14 protein-coding genes are annotated in these 18,069 nt (G+C 76.1%); 5 read left to right on the forward strand and 9 right to left on the reverse strand.

All coding sequences use genetic code 11. The features are described 5' to 3' along the window. Positions 1 to 35: 35 nt before the first annotated feature. From SM611_RS08575 to SM611_RS08585, 3 genes are read right to left on the reverse strand one after another with little or no spacing between them, the layout of a single operon-like run. Positions 36 to 1,067, reverse strand: coding sequence for a cation diffusion facilitator family transporter (locus tag SM611_RS08575; protein ID WP_371948575.1), 1,032 nt, complete (start codon positions 1,065 to 1,067; stop codon positions 36 to 38). Beyond that, positions 1,064 to 1,477, reverse strand: a complete 414-nt coding sequence (locus tag SM611_RS08580; protein WP_371948576.1) for an ArsR/SmtB family transcription factor — start codon at positions 1,475 to 1,477, stop codon at positions 1,064 to 1,066. The genes SM611_RS08575 and SM611_RS08580 overlap by 4 nt, the downstream gene beginning before the upstream one ends. 26 nt (positions 1,478 to 1,503) lie before the next feature. Further along, the gene (locus SM611_RS08585; protein ID WP_371948578.1) at positions 1,504 to 2,538 is read right to left on the reverse strand and encodes a DUF6777 domain-containing protein; all 1,035 of its coding nucleotides are present in this window, start codon (positions 2,536 to 2,538) and stop codon (positions 1,504 to 1,506) included. 102 nt (positions 2,539 to 2,640) lie between these two features. Between SM611_RS08585 and SM611_RS08590 the strand changes: the two genes are divergently transcribed. After that, positions 2,641 to 4,380 carry a serine/threonine-protein kinase gene (locus SM611_RS08590; RefSeq protein WP_371948580.1) on the forward strand — a complete coding sequence of 580 codons (1,740 nt, stop codon included), beginning with the start codon at positions 2,641 to 2,643 and terminating at the stop codon, positions 4,378 to 4,380. Here the strand turns inward: SM611_RS08590 and SM611_RS08595 are convergent. The 6 genes from SM611_RS08595 to SM611_RS08620 all read right to left on the reverse strand — a co-directional run bounded on the left by SM611_RS08595 (position 4,369) and on the right by SM611_RS08620 (position 12,551). Further along, positions 4,369 to 5,538: a VWA domain-containing protein gene (locus tag SM611_RS08595; protein WP_371948581.1), complete on the reverse strand. Its 1,170-nt coding sequence runs from the start codon at positions 5,536 to 5,538 to the stop codon at positions 4,369 to 4,371. The genes SM611_RS08590 and SM611_RS08595 overlap by 12 nt on opposite strands. 63 nt (positions 5,539 to 5,601) lie before the next feature. Further along, complete coding sequence (locus SM611_RS08600) at positions 5,602 to 7,827, reverse strand: DUF5682 family protein (protein WP_371948583.1); 2,226 nt, start codon at positions 7,825 to 7,827, stop codon at positions 5,602 to 5,604. Further along, positions 7,824 to 8,951 (reverse strand): ATP-binding protein, encoded by a 1,128-nt coding sequence (locus SM611_RS08605; RefSeq protein ID WP_371948584.1) that lies wholly within the window; start codon positions 8,949 to 8,951, stop codon positions 7,824 to 7,826. Before SM611_RS08605 ends, SM611_RS08600 begins: the two co-directional genes overlap by 4 nt. Beyond that, positions 8,948 to 10,465 carry a DUF5691 domain-containing protein gene (locus SM611_RS08610; RefSeq protein ID WP_371948585.1) on the reverse strand — a complete coding sequence of 506 codons (1,518 nt, stop codon included), beginning with the start codon at positions 10,463 to 10,465 and terminating at the stop codon, positions 8,948 to 8,950. The genes SM611_RS08605 and SM611_RS08610 overlap by 4 nt, the downstream gene beginning before the upstream one ends. Further along, positions 10,462 to 11,760: an SWIM zinc finger family protein gene (locus SM611_RS08615; protein WP_371948586.1), complete on the reverse strand. Its 1,299-nt coding sequence runs from the start codon at positions 11,758 to 11,760 to the stop codon at positions 10,462 to 10,464. Before SM611_RS08615 ends, SM611_RS08610 begins: the two co-directional genes overlap by 4 nt. 65 nt (positions 11,761 to 11,825) lie before the next feature. Next, complete coding sequence (locus SM611_RS08620; protein WP_371948738.1) at positions 11,826 to 12,551, reverse strand: M50 family metallopeptidase; 726 nt, start codon at positions 12,549 to 12,551, stop codon at positions 11,826 to 11,828. Positions 12,552 to 12,739: 188 nt separating this feature from the next. On the opposite strand from SM611_RS08620, the gene SM611_RS08625 reads away from it, so the two are divergent. Genes SM611_RS08625 through SM611_RS08640 form a run of 4 tightly spaced genes read left to right on the forward strand, consistent with a single transcriptional unit; the run spans position 12,740 to position 18,051 of the window. Continuing rightward, positions 12,740 to 13,723 carry an AAA family ATPase gene (locus SM611_RS08625; protein WP_371948587.1) on the forward strand — a complete coding sequence of 328 codons (984 nt, stop codon included), beginning with the start codon at positions 12,740 to 12,742 and terminating at the stop codon, positions 13,721 to 13,723. 1 nt (position 13,724) lies between these two features. Further along, positions 13,725 to 14,855, forward strand: coding sequence for a DUF58 domain-containing protein (locus SM611_RS08630; RefSeq protein ID WP_371948588.1), 1,131 nt, complete (start codon positions 13,725 to 13,727; stop codon positions 14,853 to 14,855). Next, positions 14,852 to 17,083: a transglutaminase TgpA family protein gene (locus tag SM611_RS08635; RefSeq protein WP_371948589.1), complete on the forward strand. Its 2,232-nt coding sequence runs from the start codon at positions 14,852 to 14,854 to the stop codon at positions 17,081 to 17,083. The genes SM611_RS08630 and SM611_RS08635 overlap by 4 nt, the downstream gene beginning before the upstream one ends. Further along, positions 17,080 to 18,051, forward strand: a complete 972-nt coding sequence (locus SM611_RS08640; RefSeq protein WP_371948590.1) for a pyridoxal-phosphate dependent enzyme — start codon at positions 17,080 to 17,082, stop codon at positions 18,049 to 18,051. Before SM611_RS08635 ends, SM611_RS08640 begins: the two co-directional genes overlap by 4 nt. Positions 18,052 to 18,069 lie beyond the last annotated feature (18 nt).

The following is an 18,069-nucleotide window of genomic DNA, read 5'->3' on the forward strand; positions in this document are numbered from 1 at the left end:
CTGGACGGCCCGGCCACACCGGTCCGCGAACGCGGTCAGTGATCGCAAGGGGCGTTCCCCGCGTGGTCGTGCGGCTCGCCGGCCTCCGCCACATGGCGGGGGCCGTGCGCGTCCTCGCAGTGGACGTGCGCGCCGCCGGACGGTTCGGCCACGTGGTCGACCTCCAGGGTCGTGTGGGTGATCCCGTACGCGTCGCGCAGCAGCTCCTGCAGATCGCGGCGGACGGCGTGGCAGTCGCCCTGCGTGTCGACGAGCACGTGCGCCGACAGCGCCGGATACCCGGAGCTGACCTCCCACACGTGCAGGTCGTGGACCTCCTCGACGCAGGGGCGCCGGGCCAGCCGGCCGCCGAGCTCGGACGGGTCGATGCCCGCCGGGGCGGCCTCCATGAGCACCCGGCCCGCGTCCCGCAGCAGCCCGTAGCCCGCCTTGACCATCAGCGCCGCCACCACCAGCGACGCGACCGCGTCGGCGCGGGACAGGCCGGTCGTCCAGACGACGAGGCCCGCGATCGCCGTCGCGACGAACGCGAACAGGTCGTTGAGGATGTGCTGGAACGCGCCCTCGACGTTCAGGCTGCGCCGGTCGGCCCGGCTGATCAGGTACGTCGCGGCGACGTTGACGGCGATGCCGGCGAGGGCCGTCCAGAACACGAAGTGGCCCTCGACGGGCGGCGGCTCGATCAGCCTCCGGACGCCCTCGTAGACGAAGTACGCCGCGAGCAGGATCAGCGTCAGCCCGTTCAGCTGCGCGGACAGGATCTCGGCGCGGCGCAGGCCGAACGTGTACCCGCCCTTCGGCGGGCGCGCGGCGATGCGCATCGCCACCAGCGCCAGCGCGATCGCGAACGCGTCGGTCATCATGTGCGCGGCGTCGGAGATCAGCGCCAGCGACCCGGAGACCAGCCCGATGACCACCTCGCCCGCCATGAAGGCGAGGATCAGCGCCAGCGCGCCGGTGAGCAGCCTCCGGTCGGCCCCCGCCGTGATGCCGTGCCCATGACCGTGCCCGTGCCCATGACCGTGCCCGTGGCCGTGGCCGTGCTCGTCCGGGGCGCCCGCGCTCATGGGGCCTCCTCCCCGTGGCCGACGTGGGTGAGGGCGAGGTCGAGCAGCATCCGGACGTGCGAGTCGTCCAGCCGGTAGTAGGCCATCCGGCCCGCCCGGCGGACCCGGACGACGCGGTTGGCGCGCAGCAGCCGCAGCGCGTGCGAGACGGCCGACTCCGAATGACCGCAGGACGCGGCGATGTCGCACACGCACATCTCTCCCCCTTCGAGCAGCGCGATGATCACCCGTAGCCGCCCGGGGTCGGACAGCAGCCCGAACACCTGCGCCAGCTCGGCGATCGTCTCCCCGTCCGGCAGCGCGGCGGAGACGATGGCGACCTTCTCAGGATCGACCACCCGGACCGCGCACGCCTCGGCGGGCACGCCGGCGGGCGTGTCGGGGGAGACGACATCTGACTGGCTGCTCATATGAGCAAATGTAGCGCACTGCCGGGTCAGGAGACCTGCGGGGCCGGCTCCTCGGACGGCGGCAGCGAGATCGGGCTCGCCGGCCCGTCCCCGGGCTCCTCCATCCCGCCCGTGCCCGTACCCGGGTCACCCGACGTCACTCCCGGGGACTCCGGAGACGTTCCGGGATCGGGCGTCTCCGGCCCGGGGGACTCCGTCCCCGGCGATTCCAGGCCGGGCGACTCCGTTCCGGGAGACTCCGTCGCGGGCGACTCCAGGCCGGAGTCGGACGGCGCCGGCGAGTCGCTCGTGGGCACCTCGGTCTCCGTGCTCGGCAGCGCGGTCGGCGGCCCGTCCGACTCGCCCTCGGTCGCGCGGGGCCGCTCGAAGCCCATCGTCGCCCCCGGGTCGACGAGGACGAAGGTGACGATCGTCCCCTTCCGGGAATCCCGCGGCCGGATCCTCGTCACATTCCGCTTCTCGAATCCCGGCCAGGACCGGCCAGTGTAGGACGCGTTCCCGGTGGAGATCTTTTTCTCCGGCCGGGTCAGCGGATTGCCGCAATTGCACTTCACCACGGGCACGCCGTAGCCATTGACCAGAACGCCCATTCCGGCCTGGAGGACGGCCGGCGCGCTCGTCGCCCGCCCGTCCTGGTAGCCGTGGTTGGTCACCAGCGTGTCGGTGCGCAGCAGCACCGGCGTCAGCCGCGACACATAGCGCGGGATGTCGCTCACGGGGATGCCCTGGACACCCGCCCAGGCCCGCGCCTTCTCCGGGTTGGCCTGCAGGAACGCGATGATCTTCTGCTGGTCGCAGGTCGACGCCCGGCGCGTCCCCCCGTACAGGCCGGGGGAGTCGCCGTCCTTCGTCCCGCCCGCGCTGGGCCGCTCCTTGACGTCCATCTTGTCGGTGTTCGCCATCAGCGTGTACGGGTCGGGCCCCGGCGACCCCACGGTCAGCCTGGTGATGGTCGCGCCGGCGTCCCCGCAGCCGGCCAGCGCGCCCGCCGTCAGCGCCAGCACCGCGACCGCCCCCGCGAGGGCGCGGTGCCCGGCAATTGGCGAATGGATCTCAAGCATGCGTCTACTCCCGCTCCGGGCCGGCCGAACCTATACTCTTTGATGCCGGGCGAAGCGGATTTGTGCGCGGCGGAATGCTCGAGTTTTTCGCGGGGGGACGAAATGGCGGGCCCGGTTCCGCTCGACGCCGCCGACCCGACCCGGCTCGGCGGCTGGGAGCTGCTCGGCCGGCTCGGCACCGGCGGCCAAGGCATGGTCTATCTCGGCCGCCCCGTCGACCCGGGCTCCGGGCCGTCCCGCGTCGCCGTCAAGCTCCTGCACGCCCAGCTGCTCGGCGACGCCAATGCCCGGGAGCGCTTCGTCCGCGAACTGGCGCTCCTCCAGCGCGTCGCCGGGTTCTGCACCGCGCAGATGCTCGCCGCCGACATGGCGGGCGACCGCCCCTACATCGTCAGCGAGTACGTCCCGGGGCCCTCCCTCCGCGCCCTCGTCCAGGACGAGGGCCCGCGCGCCGGCGCCGACCTGGACCGCCTCGCGATCAGCTCGGTGACGGCCCTGTCCGCCATCCACCGCGCGAACGTCGCGCACCGCGACTTCAAGCCGCAGAACGTCCTGATGGGCCCGGACGGCCCGCGCGTGATCGACTTCGGCATCGCCCGCGCCTTCGACGCCGGCATGACGCTGACCAGCCAGGTCGTCGGCACGCCCGCCTACATGGCGCCCGAGCAGTTCGCCGGCCGCGCCGGCCCCGCCGCCGACCTGTTCGCCTGGGCGAGCACCCTCCTGTTCGCCGCCACCGGCCGCGACCCGTTCGCCGGCGGCCCGCTTCCCGCCGTCATGTACAAGATCATGCACGAGACCCCGGACCTGAGCCCCCTTCCCGCCCCGCTGGCCGAGGTCGCCGCCGCCTGCCTGGCCAAGGACCCCGCCGACCGCCCCACCTCGGAGAACGTCCTCCTCTGGCTCCTGGGTCACCGGACGGGGCAGACCGACCCCCGGTCCGGCTCCGGCACGGCGCCCTACACGATCGGAGCACCCCCGCCCGAGACGGGGCGTGATCAAGCCGCCCCGTTCCACCACGGCGCAGCGGGCGGTGCGCCCGGCCCCGGGCCGGGACGTGGCCAGGGCGTGCCGTCCCCTTACGGCGCGGCCTCTGATCCCAGCACAGTGCCCTACTCAGGCGCGGCCCCCGTCTCCGACGCCGCCACGGCGTCCTACACGGGAGCGCCCGGTCCCGGGACGGGGCGTGATCAAGCCGCGCCGTCCCACCACGGCGCGGTGTCCCATCCCCGTACGGCGCCCTACACGGGCGGGGCGCCGGGCTCTGGGGCAGGGTTTGGTCAAGGTGGGGCGTTCGGCCACGGCACGGGCGCGGGGTGGGAGCAAGGTTCGCCCGCTTCCTCCCGTACGGCAGCCGGTTCGGGGACGTCGGTCGAACCCGGTTCGAGCGCGGGTGCGGGGGAGCCGCACATGGGCGCGGTTCCGCGTCCGCACGCCGGGGAGCGGGGAGCACCGGCGGGGGCGGGGCGGTTGCGGCGCGGGCCCGCCCTGGTCACCGGGCTGCTCCTCGCCGGGCTGCTCGCCGCGCTGGACGTCGCGGCGCTCGCGATCCTCATCGCCCGGCCGTCCCTCACCGAGGGGCATCGGGGCGGGCTCCTGCCCGCGGTGGCGTCCTCGTTCGCCGTCGTCGCCGTCGTCACGCTGGTCGCGGTGATCCTCGCGTGGCGCGGCTCCCGCGCCGCCGCGTGGACGGTGATGGCAGCGCGCGTCGTCCGCGTCGCGATGTGGGGCGCGTGGGGCGCGCTGGTCGAGATCCAGGCGTCGGCGCTCGCCGGGCACGCCGCCCTCACCGCCGCCGTCGTGGTCCTCCTGGCGCGGGGCCTGACGCGGTCAACCCGCTGACGCGTGCCGCTCGGACCACTCCTTCAGATCGCGGCGCTCGATCGCGGCGGCCATCAGCTCGGGGAACGCGTCCGGCGTGCACGCGAACGCGGGGACGCCCGTCGCGGCGAGCGCCGCCGCGTTCTCGTGGTCGTAGGCGGGCGCACCCTCGTCCGACAGGGCGAGCAGCACCACCACCTGGACGCCCGCCGCCGTGAGCGTCCCGACCCGGCGCAGCATCTCGTCCCGGACGCCGCCCTCGTACAGGTCGCTGATCAGCACCATGATCGTGTCGTTGGGCCGCGTCACGAGGCCCTGGCAGTAGGCGATGGCGCGGTTGATGTCGGTGCCGCCGCCGAGCTGCGTGCCGAACAGCACCTCCACCGGGTCGTGCAGCTGGTCGGTGAGGTCGACGACGCTGGTGTCGAACACGACCAGCGACGTCCGCAGCGACCGCATCGACGCGAGCACCGCCCCGAACACGCTCGCGAACACCACCGACGCCGCCATCGAACCGCTCTGGTCGATGGCGAGGACCACGTCCCGCTTCACGGCCTGCTGCCGCCGCCCGTACCCGATCAGCCGCTCCGGGACGAGCGTGCCGTGCTCGGGCAGGTAGTGCCGCAGGTTCGCGCGGATCGTCCGCTCCCAGTCGACGTCGGCGAGCCGCCTCGGCCGCAGCACCCGCGCCGACCGGTCGAGCGCCCCGCCGACCGCCGACCGCGTCTTCTGCGCGAGCCGCCGCTCCAGGTCGCGGACGACCTTGCGCACCACCGCGCGCGCCGACTCCCGGGCCTTGTCGGGCATGACCCGGTTCAGCGACAGCAGCGTCCCCACCAGGTGCACGTCGGGTTCGACGGCGTCCAGCATCTCCGGCTCCAGCAGCAGCCGGGTGAGGTCGAGCCGCTCGATGGCGTCCTTCTGCATGACCTGCACGACGCTGGACGGGAAGTACTCGCGGATGTCGCCGAGCCACCGCGCCACCGAGGGCGCCGAGTCGCCGAGGCCGGCGCTGCGCCGCCCCGGCCGCGGCCGCCCCTCGTCGCCCCCGCCGCCGTAGAGCTTCTCCAGCGCCCCGTCCATCCGGGCGTCGTCCCCTGCCAGTGACACGCCGGTCCCGTCCGCCCGGTCACCGCCGAGGACGAGCCGCCACCGCCGCAGCCGGTCACCGTCGTCCATGGTGCTCTCATCGCCCTGCATCGCCGTGTCCTAGGTGTCGTCGGGGTTCGGTTCGGGAGCGGGTCATGGGCGGGGCCAGCCGAGGATCTGGAGGGTGGTCTCCGCGGCGGGGGCCGCGCGGCGCTCGTCCACGTTCTCCTCGGGCGCGGCTCCCGCCGGGTGCCTGTCGTGGCGGCGCAGCCGTTCGCCCATGGCGCGGCGTTCGGCGGCGGGGTAGGCGCCGAAGGTCCGGCGGAGGAGGGGGAGGACGTCGGTGAACGAGCCGGCGGGCAGGGTCGCGATCCAGGCGTCGACGAGACGGAGGAGGGGCTCGTCGTGCAGCAGGAGCAGTGCGCCGCCGGACAGGAAGCCCTCCACCCAGGCGGCGGCGCGGTCGGGAGGCGCGCCCGCCGAGACGGCGCGGGCCATCCGGGCGGGGACGTCGCCGAGGCGGCCGGCGTCGAGGAGGAGGCGGGTGAGGCGGCCCTCGATGAGGCCGTGCAGGGCGTCCGGGCGGGCGAGGAGGCCCTCCAGGGTGCGGCGCCAGCGTTCGAGGTGGCCCTCGTCGGCGAGGAGGGACAGGGCGCCGTGGACGGCGTCGACGTGGGCGAGGAACTCGCGGGCGGCGTCGTCGTCCAGGCCGGTGATCGCGGGCGGGAGGCCGACGCAGACGCGGACGACGAGGCCGTCGACGACCGTGCGGAGCGGGCCGGTGGACGTGCCGCGGACGTCGCCGTAGCGGAGGGCCCGGACGAGGGCCGGCATCGCCGCCATCAGGCGCGCGACGTCGGTGTCGACGGCGGCGCGGTCGGCGAGGGCGGTCATCACGGTCGGGAGGGCGTCGCCGAGGTCGGCGAGGAGGCAGCGCTCCGCCACGGACGTCAGGTCGGCGAGCGCGGTGGCGTGCGCGGCGAGGGCCTCGGCGCGGGCCGTGGCCGCGCCGCGGACGGTGGTGCCCCACGCGCCGGCCTCGATCAGCTCGACGTCGAACTCGGGCCGCCAGGCGAGCGTCCAGGTCTCGCGGAAGGTGCCCTTGGAGCGGCCCGTGTCGGCCGGCTCGCCCCAGTTCACGTCCAGGAGGCGGAGCCGGTGCAGCAGGCGGCTGCGCTGCAGGTCGGTGGGTTTGCGCAGGTCGAGGTCCTGCTCCTTGTCGAGCGCGGACGGCTTGAGGCGCAGCCGGCGCTGCTCGGCCTGCAGGTCGCGCTGGAGCGGCACCATGGGGGTGCGCTCGGGGACGGCGCCGAGCCGCTCGCCGACGACCATGCGCCGCTGGATCAGCTCGACGGGCAGGTCGGCGCCCTCGCACAGGACCGCCCGGGTCGCCTCGGTGACCTCGTCCAGCCCGGCGAGGGGGCGGCCGCGCAGCGCCGCGAGGGCCTCGGCGAGCCGGACGGCCTCGATCACGTGCGCCGAGGAGACGTGCAGGTCCTCCTCGCGCAGGACCCGGGCGGCGGCGGTCAGCCACCGCTCGATCGGGCGGTCGCCGGCCGCGAACAGGTGGTGGTACCAGCCGGGGGAGCGGACCCCCGCGCCGTAGCCGGAGTGCCCGGCGAGGCGCCCGTGCGTCCACGGCACCCAGGTCATGGCGACCTTCGCCTTCGGCAGCCCGCGCAGCGTCCGGTCGTCGTGGGCCGCCGGGACCTTCGCCCGGAGGGCGGGGACGTGCCAGGCGCCGCACACGACCGCGACCCGCTCGTGGCCCTCCTTGAGCGTGCGGCGCAGCGTCCGGCGCATGTGGGCCTCGCGCTGCTCCTCCCGCCGCTCCTCGCGCCGCGCCCCGCCGGGCTCGTCGAGCTGGGCGCGCAGCTCCGTCATGGCCTCCGCGATCGCCGGGAACGGGGACGGGCCGCCGCCGCGGTGCTCGACCACGTCGTCCCACCAGCGTTCGGCGTCGTCGTAGCCGGCGGCCTTCGCCAGCCGGCCGAGCGGGTCGAGCCGGATCCCGCCCGCGGCCGGCTCCTCGTCGTCCGGGACGGGGACGAGCTGGTTCGCCGCCGGCAGGTCGCAGAACCGGACCGGCACGCCGGCGGCCAGCCCGTACCTGATCGCCTGCCATTCGGGGCTGAACTCGGCGAACGGCCAGAACGCGGCCTTGCGGCCCCCGTCGCCGGGGGCGGGGGCCGGGGAGTAGGCGAGCAGCGCGACCGGCGGCACCATCCCGGCGTCGCCGGCCAGCTCCACGATCGGGTCGGCCTCCGGCGGGCCCTCGATCAGCACCGCGTCCGGCTTGAACTCCTCCAGGGCGCCGCGCAGCGCCCGCGCCGAGCCGGGCCCGTGGTGGCGGATCCCGTAGACCTCGACGTGGCTCAAGACACCTCCCGGCAGGCGCGGTAGAAGTCCCGCCACTCGGACCGGTCGCGGACGACGGCCTCCAGGTACTCCTGCCAGACGACGCGGTCGGACACCGGGTCCTGGACGACGGCGCCGACGATGCCGCCCGCGACGTCGGCGGCGCGCAGCACCCCGTCGCCGAAGTGCGCGGCGAGCGCGAGCCCGCTGGTGACGACCGAGATCGCCTCGGCGGTGCTGAGCGTCCCGCTCGGCGACTTCAGCTTGGTGCGCCCGTCGGCGGTGACGCCGGAGCGCAGCTCGCGGAACACGGTGACGACGCGGCGGATCTCCTCCAGCCCCGCCGGGGACTCGGGCAGCTCCAGCGCGGCGCCGATCTGGTCGACGCGGCGCGCCACGATGCCGACCTCGTCCTCGACGGACTCCGGCAGCGGCAGCACGACGGTGTTGAACCGGCGGCGCAGCGCGCTGGACAGCTCGTTCACGCCCCGGTCGCGGTCGTTCGCCGTCGCGATGACCGTGAAGCCCCGGCGGGCCTGCACCTCGGTGTTCAGCTCCGGGACGGGCAGCGTCTTCTCCGACAGCACCGTGATGAGGGTGTCCTGGACGTCGGACGGCATCCTGGTCAGCTCCTCGATGCGGGCGACCTGGCCGCGCTTCATCGCCCGCATGAGCGGGCTCTCCACCAGCGCCCTCTCGGACGGCCCCTCGGCGAGCAGCCGCGCGTAGTTCCAGCCGTAGCGGATGGCCTCCTCCGCCGTGCCCGCCGTGCCCTGCACGAGCAGCGTCGAGTCGCCGCTGACGGCGGCGGCGAGGTGCTCCGACACCCACGTCTTCGCCGTGCCGGGGACGCCGAGCAGCAGCAGTGCCCGGTCGGTCGCGAGGGTCGCGACGGCGACCTCCATGAGCCGGCGCGGGCCCACGTACTTCGGGCCGATCTCCGTCCCGTCGGGGAGCTCGCCGCCGAGCAGGTACGTGGTGACGGCCCAGGGCGACAGCCGCCAGCCGGGCGGCCGGGGCCGGTCGTCGTGCTCGGCCAGCCGGGCCAGCTCGCCGGCGTACTCCTGTTCGGCGTGCGGGCGCAGCACCGCGTCCTCGCCGGAGGGACAGCCCTCCGGACCACCCGGCAACTGGTTCTCGGTCAAGGGGTCAGCTCCTTCAGCATCTCGTCGCGGAAGCGCAGGGTGGCGATCAGGTCGGTGACGGCGCGCGGTGCGGCGCCGTCCGGCCCCGTCAGGGAGCCGAGGCGGGCCGCGGCGGCCGGGTCGAGCCGCTGGTCGGCGAGCCGGCACAGCTGGGTGACGAGATGCTCGTCGCGCCGGGAGGAGGGCCCGGCGGACGCGGTGAGCGTCGCGACCACCGCCGACGCCAGCGGCCCCGTCCACGGCCCGGGGACCCGTTCGAGGACGCGCAGCAGGTCGGGCCGCGCCTCCACCCAGCGGATCAGGTCGGCCGCCGCCGCGTCCCGCTCGCCCCCGGGCAGGACGGACAGCAGGTCGGCGAGCGCCTCCGGCTCGTCCACCATGACGCCGCCCTTCAGCAGCGCCCGCGCCCACGCGGCGTCGCGCTGGCCGAGCGCGGCCTTGGCCCACCCGATGTGGACGTCCCGCCCGTCGGACTCGGCGACGGGCAGGCACACGATCTCCATGGGCGGCAGCCCGAACAGGTCCGTCCAGGTGGACAGCGGGGTGCGGGCGAGGATCTCGCGCAGCCACGCGGCCCGCGTCCCCACCGGCCCGCCCCCGTCGCGCGGCGCGAACGACCCGCTGGGGTGGAAGGGGATGCCGTCGCGGGCCATGTCCTCGCCGTGGGCGTGCGGCGGCTCGACCGCGATCCAGGTCTGCCGCCGCCCCCGCACGGTGCGGACCTCCGGTCTCAGGCAGCCCCGCGCCCGCGCCGCCATCCGCGCCCCGTAGGCGGACCCGGGCATGCGGGCGAGCAGGTCGGACGCGAGCTGCCGGACGTCCTTGCCCCGGTCCTCCAGGGCGGCTTCGAGGAACTCCTCGTCGCCGGCCGACAGCCCGTGCTCGAACGTGGCGAGGAAGGCCGCGCGGTCGGGCGCGGGTTCCTTCGCCCACGTCTCCCGCAGCAGCTCCCGCGCGCGCTCCGGCTCGGTGCCGCGCAGCCTGGTGAGATGGGCCACCCGGCGGTTGCGGGTGCCGGTCTCCCACACCTCGGGGCCGCCGCCCGGATCGTCCCCGGAGCCGACCAGGTAGGCCCAGTCGGTGTTCTGCAGGGCCAGCCACACGCCGCGCCGCCCGGCCGCCCGCGCGATCGACGGCCGCAGCATCCGGTCGCTGCGGCCGCGCTCCAGCAGGTCGGGCAGCGCTTGCGCGGGCACCCGGAAGCCGCGCGCCGCCGCCGCGTCCAGCCATTCGGGCAGCACCCGGATCTGCTCGCCGGCCAGGATGCGCCGCAGCCGGGCCGCCGCCGCGCGCGGCACCACCGGGGCGTCCTCGACGGGGGCCAGCGCGATGGGCTCGGTCGCCGCGCTGGACGGCGCCAGCCCCGCCCGCCGTCGGACCGCCAGCAGCGCCGCCTGGTCGAGCAGCCGCCCGGCCCGGTCGCCGCCCTCGGCCGGGGCCCCGGGCAGGGCGGGCGGATCGCGCCGCTCGGTGCCGAGCAGCGCCGCGGTGACGTGCTCGTTCCACGCGCTCACAGGACCACGGTCCCCTCGTTCTCGTGCCAGGCGGCCAGCGGGCTCAGCCCGCGCGGGCTCCACTCCCCGGACAGCGTGACGGGGCCGCCGCCCGACAGCGCGAGCAGCCGCCACGGGTCGCCCGTCCGGAGCGGCAGCGCGTCGCCGGCCTCGTCGGACACGTACAGGTCGCCTCCTTCGGCGCGGGCCAGGCGGACGTTCCCCAGTGTCGCGGGCCAGCGGTCCAGCCAGGGGTCTCGCGCGAGCGCCGCCGCGTGCTCGTCCAGGAACCCCTGCACGGACGTCCCGCCGGGCATGCCCGGCTCGGCGGCGCCGTACCGCTCGGCGACCAGCGCCCGCAGCGGCTGCGACCCCGGGTAGAACGCCAGCTCCGCGTCGACCTCCGTACCCACGAGGAGGGACGCGTCCAGCGGCGTGCCCGGAGCCGCGAAGGACAGCACCAGCGCGGGACGCCCCGTCCGCCGCCCGCGCAGCCACACCCGCCGCGTGGTCAGCAGGTCCTGCGCGGTGTCGCGGGACCCGATCACCCACCACAGGTCTCGGGCGCGCTCGCCGCCCGCCAGGACCTCCTCCTGCGGCACGGTGAACCCGACCCGCGAGCGCACGGTGTCGCGCAGCGCCCCGGGCAGGTCGTCCCGCCGCTGGTGCGCCCGGACGAGCAGCCGCAGCAGCGCGTACTCCTCCAGCAGCCGACCCGGCCACCCGGGCCGGCGCGGGATCGCGGCCAGTGCCCTGACCTGCCCGGCGAGCGACCCCGCCTGCGCGTCGACGAGCCGCCGCGCCGCGTCGTCCCACAGCCGGTAGGGGGCCTTCTCCGCCTGCGCGAGCCCGTGCGCGACCTGGTCGCGGAGCCACTGGTCGAGTTCGGCGAGGCCGTCGTCGACCCGCCGCTCCCGCCGCTCGGCGGTCTTCGGGTCGCGCGCCTTCGCCGCCGGCGCCGCCTTCTTGCTCGCCGCCTTCTCGGCCCGCGCCCGGCGCTCCTCGATCCACTCGGCGGCCCACGCGGGACGGGGCCCCGCCTCCACGGCCGCGTCCGACCACAGGAGCAGCAGCCCGAGCGCGTGCTTGCAGGGGAACTTCCGGCTGGGGCAGGAGCACCGGAACGCGGGCTCGGTCAGGTCGGCGCACGTCCGGTACACGGACGTGCCGCTGCCCTGGCACTCGCCCCAGACGGCCTCGTCGTCACACCCCGTCCCGGCCCACTTGGCGGGTCTGGCGACCCCGCCGGCGGCCTTCGCGGACGACGCGTCCGGCGCGAGGCCGAGCACCTGCTCCCGAGCCCATCGATCCCTCACACCTCCGAAACTATCGGCGCCCTAGGACATTCGGGCGCGGCATCGAGGCGGCTCCGCGGCGGTCCTCAGAAGCCGGGCGGGGTGGGGATGTCGGGGACGGAGATGTCGGGGACGAGGAGGGCGCCGCCGGCCAGGAGGGCGAGGAGGGCGGTGGCGCCGAAGAGGCTCACCCAGGCGAGGCCGGGGACGCCGGTGAGGTGGGCGAGCTGGTCGGCGTCGGAGCTGGGCGCCATGTGCCGGGCGCGCATCCGCTGCAGCTCGATCACCGGGCGGGTCGCGGCGAGCAGCAGGAACCAGGCGGCCAGGTAGGCGAACCCGGCCTGGACGGTCGCGCTGCCCAGCCAGGACACCGCGAAGATGATCGCGCCGGTGGCGATGACCGAGAGCGCGCCGTAGGCGTTGCGGATCATCACGAGCATCGCGGCGAGCAGCGCGAGGGAGAACCACAGCATCAGCGTGATGCGGCCGGCCGCGAGCAGCAGCGCGAACAGCAGGCCGAGCAGCGGCGGCGTGACGTACCCGGCGAGCGCCGTGAGGATCATGCCGGGACCGTGCGGCTTGCCGCGCGAGACGGTCACGCCGGAGGTGTCGGAGTGCAGCTTGATGCCGTCCAGCTTGCGGCCGGTGACCAGCGCGATGAGCGCGTGCCCGCCCTCGTGCGCGATCGTGACGGTGTTGCGCGCGACCCGCCAGGTGGGGCCGTGGAGCACCGCGCCGAGCGCGACGAGGCCGACCAGGCCGACCAGCCACAGCGGCGGGTCGGGCTGCGAGCCCGTCAGCCGGTTCCACATGTCGGCGATGCTCACGTCTTCCACGTCCACCTCGGAGTTCCTCGTCGCGATGCCCAACAGTAGGACGCCCGGGACGATGTTCGCGTTCGGTTCGTCTTGGATCGTGGTGATGTTTGGCGATCTTGTCGCCTGCGACCCGCTTTGTCGTTAGTGTGCGTTCGCATCGGCAAGACGGGGGTCCGGGTCGGATGGGTGCTAACGCGGGGCTGGACACGGACGCGCTGGCCGGGCGGTTCGCGCAGGTGTTCGCGGCGCTGGCGGGAAGCGTCGAGCGGGTCGTGCACGGCAAGCGGGACAAGGTCGAGCTGGCGCTGATCTGCCTGCTCGCCGAGGGGCACCTGCTCGTCGAGGACGTCCCCGGCGTCGGCAAGACGACGCTGGCCAGGGCGATCGCGGCGTCCGTCGAGGCGAAGTGGGCGCGGATCCAGTTCACCCCCGACCTGCTGCCCAGTGACATCACCGGCGTCTCGATCTTCAACCAGGGCACGAGCGCGTTCGAGTTCCACCCCGGCCCGATCTTCGCCAACCTCGCCGTCGCGGACGAGATCAACCGCGGCTCGCCGAAGACGCAGTCGGCGCTGCTGGAGGTCATGGAGGAGCGCCGGGTGACCGTGGAGGGCGTCCCGCACCCGGTGCCGCGCCCGTTCATGGTCATCGCCACCCAGAACCCCGTCGACATGGACGGCACGTATCCGCTGCCGGAGGCGCAGCTCGACCGGTTCCTGATGCGGATCTCCATGGGCTACCCCGACCACCGGGCCGAGGTGGCGCTGCTCGCGGGCGCGCCGTCGGGGCAGGCGCTCGACCGGCTGCCGCCGGTGCTGGGCGGCGAGGACCTCGCCCGCGCGATCGGCTTCGCGCAGGGCCTGCACGTCGCGGCGCCGCTGCACGACTACCTGGTGCGGGTCGTGGCCGCCACCCGCGAGCATCCCGAGCTGCGGCTCGGCGCGAGCCCGCGGGCCGGGATCGCGCTGCTGCGCGCGGCACGGGTGCGGGCGGCGGCGGCCGGCCGCTCCTACCTCGTCCCCGAGGACGTGAAGGCGCTCGCCGGGCCGGTCCTCGCGCACCGGCTGATCGTGACGCCGGAGGCCGAGCTGCGCGGGCGGACCGGCGCGGACGTGGTGGGCGAGGTCCTGCAGAGCGTGCCGACGCCGCAGGCCGCCGGAGTCTGAGGTGCTGACGCCGCTCGGGTGGGGGACGGCGGCCGTCTCGGCGCCGCTGTACGCGGCGGCCTGGTGGCTCGGCTACCCCGAGCCCGCGGTGCTCGCGGTCGCCGGGCTCGCGGCGGTGGCGGGCGCGCTGCTGTGGACGCTGCCGAGGCCGCGGCTGGACGTCCGCCGCGAGATCGCGCCGACGAAGGTCGAGCGCGGCGAGCCCGCCGTCGCCGTGCTGCACGTGGCCAACGAGGGCCGCGCGGTCCGGGGCCTCAGCGCGCGGGACGCGGCCGGCGCCACGGACGTGGCCGTCGACATCCCGCGCCTGCGCTCGGGCGGCGGGCGCACCGTGACGTATCGGCTGCCGACCGCCCGCCGCGGGGAGATCCCGGTCGGGCCGCTGCGGCTCGTGCGGGCCGATCCGCTGGGGCTGGCCCGCCGGGTCCGCGAGTACGGCGCGCCGCGCGTCCTGCTGGTCCGGCCGCGGACGGTGCCGCTGCCGGTGCTGCCGTCCGGCCGCGCGCACCATCTGGAGGGGCCGACGAGCGACCGGTCCCCGGCGGGGACGGCGACGTTCCACGCGCTGCGCGAGTACGTGGTCGGCGACGAGATGCGGCACATCCACTGGAAGTCGTCGGCCCGCACCGGGACGCTGATGGTCCGCCGGCTCGTGGACGCGAGCCTGCCGACGACCACGGTCGTGCTGGAGGCGCGGGCGGCGGCGTGGCCGGAGCCCGACGACTTCGAGCTGGCCGTGGACGCGGCGGCGTCCGCGGCCGCCGGCGCGGCGTCGGCCGGCTTCCCCGTCCGCGTCCTCACCGGCGCCGGCCCGCTGGCCGGCACCCGCGGCGGCCCCGGCGACCTGGAGGTCCTGCTCGACGCGCTCACCTCGGTCGGGACGGACGAGGGCGCGCGGTCGGCCGTCGACGCGGTCCGCGGCGTGCGCGCGGGAGGCTCGCTCGTCGTCGTCACGGGCGGCGACGCCGAGATGGGGCGGATCGCCGCCGTCAGGTCCCGGTTCGACCGGGTGGTGGTGCTGCGCGTCCGGCCGGCCGGGCCCGTGCCGGCGCCGCCCGGCGTCCACCTGATCGACGTCGCGGACCTGGACGGCCTGGCGGAGTCGTGGCGCCGGCTCGGGAGCGCCAGGTGACCCGCTACGTCTCCCTGGCGCTGACGGCCTGCCTGGCCGCCGTCGCGGGCCTGTCGTTCCAGCGCGTCTTCGGCCTCGGGCCGGTCGTCCCCGTCGCCGCCGTCGCGGCGGTCGTCCCGACGCTGCTGTGCGGGCTGCTGTCGGGCCCGCGCGAGAAGGGCCCGTGGCCCCTCTGGATCTCACTCGTACTGACGGTGCCCGCGTGGGCGGCGACGGCGTCGCTCACCGTCCTGCGCCCGGCCCTCGGCGCCGGGACGCTGCCGCGGACGCTCCGCGAGGGCGTGCTCAGCTCGTGGAAGGCGATCCTGACCACGCTGCTGCCCGCGCCCGCCGAGCCCGAGCTCCTCGTCCTGGTCAGCGTGGTGGTGTGGCTCGCGGCGTTCGCGTCCGCGGAGCTGGCGCTGCGGACCTCGCTGCGGGCCGCCCCGGCGGTCCCGGCCCTCGGCGGGTGGGCGGTCGCGCTGCTGCTCGGCGTGGACGGCCCCGGATCGAACCTGCCTCTGGCCGCCGCGACGGTCGTGCTCATCGCCGTGCTCGTCCTCGTCCGCGCGGACGGCCCGGACGCGGGCGCGTCCTGGCGGCCGCTCGCGGCGGGAGTGCCCCTAGCCGCCGTCCTCGGCGGGCTGGCGTTCGCGGTCGGGCCGGTCGTCCCGGTCAGCGCCGCGCCCTACAACCCCCGCGAGCAGGTGCGGGCTCCGGCGCCGCAGCAGCGCGACGGCGTCAGCCCGCTCGACCGCGTCGGGGGCTGGCTGCTGAGCCCCGGCCAGGTCATGTTCACCGTGGACGCGGGGCGGGCCGAGATCGAGCGGCTCGCCGTCCTGGACAGGTTCGACGGCGTGACCTGGTCGTCCACCGCCCGGTTCGTCCCGACCGGGAGCCGGGTGCCGGAGGGGCCGCGGCCGGACCGGCGGCACGAGACCTCCCAGCGCGTCACGATCCGCGACCTGACCGGAGTGTGGGTCCCGGCGCCCGACCGGCCCCGCCGGGTGGACGGGCTCCCCGTCGTCGTCGACCCCGCCAGCGGCGCCCTCGCCACCGCCGAGCCGCTGCGCGCCGGCCAGACGTACCGGGTCGACTCGGTCGTCCCCGAGTGGACGGCCCGCGACCTGGCCGCCGCGGGCGTCGCCACCGACGCCGAGGCGGCGGCCGCACGGCGGCTGCCGTGGGGGCCGGGCGCGACGGAGGCGCCCGTCCAGATCGCCGAGTTCCGCGGGTTCGCGCAGGCGGCGACGAAGGGCGCGGTGACGCCCCTGCAGAAGGCCTCGATGCTCGCCGACTACCTCAAGGTCTTCGCCAGGTACGACGTGACCGCGGCGCCCGGCCACGGCTACCGGCAGATCGACTACTTCCTCGCCCAGGGCAGGCGCGGCACGCCCGAGCACTTCGCCACCGCCTACGCCCTGCTCGCCCGGACGCTCGGGCTCCCGTCCCGCGTCGTGGTGGGGTTCGAGGGCGGGAACCGGCAGGGCGGCACCGTCCAGGTCCGGTCCGGGGACGTGACGGTCTGGCCCGAGGTCAAGTTCGACCGGCTCGGCTGGATCCGCTTCAACCCGCTCCCGGACGGCGCAGGCTCCTCCAAGGGCAGCGAGGGCGTCGCGGCGGGCGAGACGAAGCAGCAGCTCGAGCAGGCGCAGAAGAGCGCGGCCTCCCAGCAGCGCGACCCGGGCCCGGACGAGACGGCGGAGCGGGGAGGGCAGAAGGCCGCCCCCGCCGAGGACCCGCCCACACCGTGGTGGGTGTTCGCCACGATCGCCGCGGGCGCGCTCGTCATCGGCTACCTGGGCGCCGCTCTCCTCGCCCCCGCGCTGCGCAGGCGCCGCCGCCGGGCGGGCCCGCCCGCCGCCCGCATCACCGGCGCCTGGCACCAGGCGCTCGACCACCTCGCGGACGTCGGCCTGTCCACCGCCCGCACGCTGACCGCGCACGAGGTCGCGCGCTTCGGGGCGTCCAGCGTCGGCGCGGACGCCCACGGCCATCTCGGGCCGCTCGCCGACCTGGTCAACCACTCCCGCTTCGCCGCGTCCCGGCCCGACCCGCGCGCCGCCGACCGGGCCTGGCACCACAGCGACGCGCTGGGACGCCTCGTCACCGCGAAGGCCGGCCGCCTCCGCAGGCTGCGCCGCCGCCTGCATCCGCGGTCCTTCCGGGACCGCCGCGCCTACACGACCGAGCAGATCCGCGGCCGGCTCCGCGAGCGGCTCGGCGAGCCGCCGGGGGAGCGGCCGTGACGGCGCGGGCCGTCCGCGCCCCCGGCCCCGACGACCTGGACCGCGCCTGGCGCGCCGTGTCCGCCGAGCTGGAGCCGTCGCCGCTCGTCCCGTCCGCGCTGGCGCCCGGCGCGCTGCTGAAGCTGGAGACGTTCCAGCCGACCGGCGCGTTCAAGGTGCGCGGCGCCCTCGCCGCCGTCGCGGCGCTGCCCGCCGGAGTGCCGGCCGTCACCGCGAGCGCGGGCAACCACGGGCTCGGCATGGGCTACGCCGCCGCCAGGTCGGGGGCGGACGTGACCGTGGTCGTCTCGACGCGGGCGTCCCGGGTCAAGGTCGACCGGATCGGCGCGTACCCGGTGCGGCTCGTCCAGCACGGGCTGACCTACGACGAGGCCGAGGCGCACGCGCTGACGCTGCCCGGCCACTACGTCTCGCCCTACAACGACCCGGCGGTCATCGCGGGCCAGGGCACCATCGGCCGCGAGCTCGACGCCCAGGCCCCCGGCCCGCTCACGGTCGTCGCGCCGGTCGGCGGCGGCGGGCTCCTCGCCGGGCTGTGCCTCTGGGCGCGCGAGCGCGGTGACGTGCGCGTCGTGGGCGTCGAGTCGGCGGTGTCGCGCGGCGTCTCCGCCTCCGTGGCGGCCGGGCGGGTCGTCGCGGTCGAGGTCGGCGAGACGTTCGCCGACGGGCTGCCCGGCAACCTGGAGGCCGGGTCGGTGACCCCCGGGGTCATCGGGGACACCGCCGCGCTGACCTCGGTCACCGATGGCCAGATCCGGACGGCGATGCGCTGGCTCTTCCACGAGCACGGCCTCGTCGCCGAGGGCGCGGGCGCGGCGGGGGTCGCGGCCGTCCTCGCCGGTCAGGTCGAGGTCGCGGGCCGCCCCGTGGTGGTGATTTCCGGACGCAACATAACGGTCCCGACATTCACGGAGGCGATCGGCGAAAATCAGCCAATCCGGGGAAACCCGGGTGGCCGGACGGCGTGATCCACTACGTTCTCGGGA

The organism is Actinomadura monticuli (genome assembly GCF_041463655.1).
GTDB lineage: Bacteria > Actinomycetota > Actinomycetes > Streptosporangiales > Streptosporangiaceae > Spirillospora > Spirillospora monticuli.

Excerpts from the sequence above, each read along its gene's own strand:
- SM611_RS08575 (WP_371948575.1), bottom strand. The coding sequence starts at position 1,067 with ATGAGCGCGGGCGCCCCGGACGAGCACGGCCACGGCCACGGGCACGGT.
- SM611_RS08580 (WP_371948576.1), bottom strand. The coding sequence starts at position 1,477 with ATGAGCAGCCAGTCAGATGTCGTCTCCCCCGACACGCCCGCCGGCGTG.
- SM611_RS08585 (WP_371948578.1), bottom strand. The coding sequence starts at position 2,538 with ATGCTTGAGATCCATTCGCCAATTGCCGGGCACCGCGCCCTCGCGGGG.
- SM611_RS08590 (WP_371948580.1), top strand. The coding sequence starts at position 2,641 with ATGGCGGGCCCGGTTCCGCTCGACGCCGCCGACCCGACCCGGCTCGGC.
- SM611_RS08595 (WP_371948581.1), bottom strand. The coding sequence starts at position 5,538 with ATGGACGACGGTGACCGGCTGCGGCGGTGGCGGCTCGTCCTCGGCGGT.
- SM611_RS08620 (WP_371948738.1), bottom strand. The coding sequence starts at position 12,551 with ATGTGGAACCGGCTGACGGGCTCGCAGCCCGACCCGCCGCTGTGGCTG.
- SM611_RS08625 (WP_371948587.1), top strand. The coding sequence starts at position 12,740 with ATGGGTGCTAACGCGGGGCTGGACACGGACGCGCTGGCCGGGCGGTTC.